The 3987-nt window shown below is 34.6% G+C and carries 5 protein-coding genes and 2 pseudogenes; 4 read left to right on the top strand and 3 right to left on the bottom strand.

Going from position 1 to position 3987, the window contains the following annotated elements; genetic code table 11:
* A pseudogene (locus tag QV04_RS09580) lies at window positions 1-886 on the bottom strand (IS256 family transposase, variant Zn-binding type); the annotation flags it as partial.
* A gap of 143 nt (window positions 887-1029) precedes the next feature.
* Here QV04_RS09580 and QV04_RS09575 point away from each other — a divergent pair.
* The 3 genes and pseudogenes from QV04_RS09575 (at window position 1030) to QV04_RS11545 (ending at window position 2128) form a co-directional block, all read left to right on the top strand.
* Window positions 1030-1407: pseudogene (locus QV04_RS09575) on the top strand (hypothetical protein).
* A gap of 92 nt (window positions 1408-1499) precedes the next feature.
* A complete protein-coding gene (locus tag QV04_RS09570) occupies window positions 1500-1961 on the top strand; it encodes a DUF6934 family protein (protein ID WP_052119499.1) in 462 nt (153 codons plus the stop codon).
* Window positions 1962-1975: 14 nt separating this feature from the next.
* Window positions 1976-2128: a hypothetical protein gene (locus QV04_RS11545; RefSeq protein ID WP_156106943.1), complete on the top strand. Its 153-nt coding sequence runs from the start codon at window positions 1976-1978 to the stop codon at window positions 2126-2128.
* Window positions 2129-2193: 65 nt separating this feature from the next.
* Here QV04_RS11545 and QV04_RS09565 read toward each other — a convergent pair whose 3' ends face one another.
* Both QV04_RS09565 and QV04_RS09560 read right to left on the bottom strand, forming a co-directional pair.
* Window positions 2194-2628 carry a DNA repair protein gene (locus QV04_RS09565; protein WP_065231044.1) on the bottom strand — a complete coding sequence of 145 codons (435 nt, stop codon included), beginning with the start codon at window positions 2626-2628 and terminating at the stop codon, window positions 2194-2196.
* Entirely contained in the window at window positions 2628-3662 is a 1035-nt protein-coding gene (locus QV04_RS09560) for an IS1595 family transposase (RefSeq protein WP_065231045.1), read from the bottom strand. Before QV04_RS09560 ends, QV04_RS09565 begins: the two co-directional genes overlap by 1 nt.
* Before the next feature lie 103 nt (window positions 3663-3765).
* Here QV04_RS09560 and QV04_RS09555 point away from each other — a divergent pair.
* On the top strand, window positions 3766-3987 hold a 222-nt coding region (locus tag QV04_RS09555), incomplete at its 3' end, for a helix-turn-helix domain-containing protein (RefSeq protein WP_065233419.1).

Genomic DNA, 3987 nt, shown 5'->3' with positions numbered 1-3987 from the left:
AAAAATCCTTTATAAACATAATCTTATGCTTTTTCGTTAATCCGTTATGAATAGATAATTTTTGTTTCAGTTCTTTAAATAACCCTTCCAACCGATTCGTTGTTTTTTCTATATTCAAGTGTGTATATTCTTCAAAGGTGAATAAATATTTCATATAGTATTTTAAACTAGCATAAGCCCCTCTTACATTACGATGTTTATAAGGAAAATAGCCTTTCTTATTGGGATATTCAGCGCGTTCATCTAAAAATTCTTTATGTTTTAAATACCATTGATGTAATCTCAAATAAAATTCATTTTTATGGCTTTCTTTTAATGTTTTAACAATAATTTTTAATTCTTTACCCGCTTGTGATTGATGTTTTTTTCTTAATTTTCTCATTACAATTGCAACCATATGAAAATGACACATTTGGATTGGGGTATTAAATAAATCCTTTAACAGCCCTCTACGTCCATCATTTGTAATGGATTGAATTCTATAGCCTTTTTTGCGAAGTATGTTCAAGGCGAGCTTATAATAGAGGTCTTTTTCTGTTTTTACGACACGATGATAAACGGCTTTTTTAGATAAGGTATCCATTAAAACTAATACACCAAAGTCACGACCAAAGAAAGTCACGTCTGCAATAATATTTAGATAGGTTTGTTGTAAAGGAGTTAATTTAGCTTTAGGGGATTTTTCAATATAACGCTGAATAGTTCTAATGGAATAGTGATATTTTTCGGCTAATTGTTTATAGGTTTGTTTTCCTATTGTGTAATCAGTCCAAATATCTATTGGATTTAATTTATTTGTGGAAGAAAAGGTTTTATGACAGGATGAACAAAAGTATCTCTGAATATTATTTTTCTTTCCATACTTTTGGATATTGTTCTTAAGGCAAAAAGGACAGTTTTTTGTTCATATTTCAAAAAGTGGGCTTAAAGTCTTGTACTATCGGTATTATGTAGCACTTGCACAAAGATTTAACCGATTGAAAACATTAAAATCCCTATTGAAATTTTCACTCAATAGGGATTTTTATTATGACACAAAAGTTACTCAAGCACGAGTTAGTTGAGCGGTTACTTCTACTGAAAGAAAAACAAGATTTATTAACAGTGCAAATGTAGCTTTTAACGCAAGAGATTAGCGAATTGGCAGCACCATTTGTGCCGAAAACACCTAAAAGCCAGTCTGTCATTACCACTCGTTTAATCGCACAAGTATTAAGGGAAAATCAGGGGACGTGGTTGATGTGTGGAGATATTGCAGAACAGGCATTACGGTTAGTGGGGCAAACACAGTTTGTTGATGTAGGTGATAGCTATTATAAGGTGGTAAAAAGAATGTTGTTGCGGTTAGCGAAAAAGGGATTGGTTGAGCGTGCAGGGTTTCATTGGCGGTTGAAAGCACTACCCTAACAATATACATTTCTTTTGATAGATACGATAAAATCTTAACAGATTAATGATGTTATGTTATTATGTAGCAATAAAAATCAAGTTTTTTTAAAATGCATATTGAACCGTATCTTTTATCATCGAGCTCATCTCAATTACGTTACACGTTTATCAGTCGGGGCACAAAGGGAAGAAAACAAAAAATTATTGAGTTTTTTGAATTAGATAGAAATTTCTTATCTCCTGATATACCTGTATTCAACTTAGGATTTGGAGATACTCAAGACGGTGTTGAAATAGACGACACTGTCATTAGTGATAATGGTGATATGGAAACTGTTTTGAGAACTGTTGCAAAAGCAGCAGAACTGTTTTTGGAAAATAATCCTTCTGCTCTCATCTTTTTTGAAGGCAGCACTAAGTCTAGAACTAGACTTTACAGAAAAATGTTAAATAAATACTATACTGAAATTTCTGAGAAATTCACTATTTGGGGTATACATAATAATAAGATAACACCTTTTATCTCAAGTAATACTTCAAATTTTGAAGCTTTTTTGGTTAAACAAAAATAGCAAGGAGCAAGTATATGGAAACTTTAATGAAAGTCAAAATAGATAAGAAATTAGACAAATTGCCATCAACTCCTATTTTCAAGAAAAAAGTTGAAACTGCAAACTTAGTTTTATCACGCTTAAATTTAACTGAACAAAATTTGCGTGAATTGAAACATAAAGCCTAGTTAAAAGAATAGCATATAGTCGATAAATGATTATATGCTATTTAATGTTTTGAATACGATATTATCTATTGTCTTAATCGCCAACGCACATCAACAACATTAATTTCTAGTCTTTCGACTATACCTTTGTTTAGCCAATGTTTTAATGCTGCACGCATTGACACGGTGTGTTGTGGTTGAATGATTGGCTCTTGCCCATCTTGAACGAGAACTAACTTAACTATCTCATTAACAGTAAAGTAATGCTGTGGTCGTGCTTTCATCTCTACTAGCACCATTTTACGTAATTTCCCCTTAAAATAGCGTTTATATGTACGGTAAGCATAAAGTTCCGTATTGTATTCATCTATGAGAGCCTTTTCTTGCATCACTTCAATAGCAGCTTGGAGCTTCTCTATTTTACTATCTACTAACGCAAGATGCTCCAATACTTGTTTTCGTTCACATTGCAAGCGGTCAATTTTTGCCTGAATTTGACTTAAATAGATTTTCTTTGCCATTACATTACCAATCGTTCTACTTGTCTATGATGTCCTTGCCAATAGCCTTTCCAAGCATTTTCTGATGGTGTAGAAAGGCATTTACTGGTGATATCATTGAAAATGGTTAAATTATCGAATTTGCGAGTATCTTCACGATAGGCGACTTCGTTGGCATAATTATCAAGATAAACGTTACTCATCTTGTGGACTTGTCCGTAATACATACGTTTAAAGCGAGCGAAATAGCTTTCAGCAAGGTTGTTGGTAATGCCCTCATCGCTACGATATTCACGTTGATGGTTTACTCGTTGTAGGTCGTAATGGACCATCAATTCATCGTAGGCTGAGTTTTCGTCCGTATGAATACGGCTGTTTGGCTCAATATAGGCTGTGGCTAATTTCTTCACCGTCTCTGTGTTCTCTGAGAGAATAGGGAAAGTGATGGTTTTCTTTGCGCCCACTAATTGTGGATTAGAGGAAGTTTCCTGTTCTGAATAACGCTCACGCATGACCAATACCGCACGTTTATTTGGATTGGTATTTTCTTTTAATCGTCTATCCACACGTTCTGCTTTCTTATTCTTTGGGCGTGGCGCAGAATGTACATAAGTGCCGTCAATATGGATTTCGCCTACTAGGGGGAATAGCTCACGTTGAATAATCAGGCTTTCACGAATCTTATGAGCCAGCGTAAATGCTGTTTTGTACTGTACATTCAAATCACGAGATAGCTGGCAAGCGGAAATCCCTTTTACCGCATTCACAAATAATGCAATAGCGAATAAGTAGGTTTGAATCGGTAACTTGTGATTCGCAAAAATCGTCCCTGACGTAATGCTAAACGTGTGTTTACAATGTTTGCACCGCCATTGTTTACGAGTAGAAATAAAGTAGGCTTGGTGTCGTACACCACATTTCGGACACACTACATTTTCTTGGCTTCCCCAACGTAACGTACAAAGCATTGAAAACGCTTCCGCATCAGATAGACGAGCTATCTTGATAGGCGAAAGCGTTCGGGCTTTGCTTGTGAGAAGAAAATGAGATGCCATATTGCGGTTATACCTTGATTAAATTAAAATATGAAACATAATTCATATTGATTGTGCATAAAATATCACAATCATTCACTTTTAACAAGAGAAATGTGAAACAATGTGCATATCAGATAGATTAAAACAGATTTTAGAAGTAAAAGGCATGAGTATTAGAGAATTCTCAAAACTGACTGGAATCTCTTATCGTTCAGCCATGAATTATCTCAATGAAGGGCGTGATCCGAATGTGGAGGGATTGGTAAAAATTCATAAAGCATTAGGAATTAGTATCACTTGGCTATTAACAGGTAAAGGGGCTATGTTCCAATCAGCTACGAAA

It is taken from the genome of Gallibacterium genomosp. 1, assembly GCF_001678575.1.
Lineage (GTDB): Bacteria > Pseudomonadota > Gammaproteobacteria > Enterobacterales > Pasteurellaceae > Gallibacterium.
The sequence above is the reverse complement of the archived record's forward strand: the minus strand, read 5'-3'. Positions and strand labels throughout refer to the sequence as shown.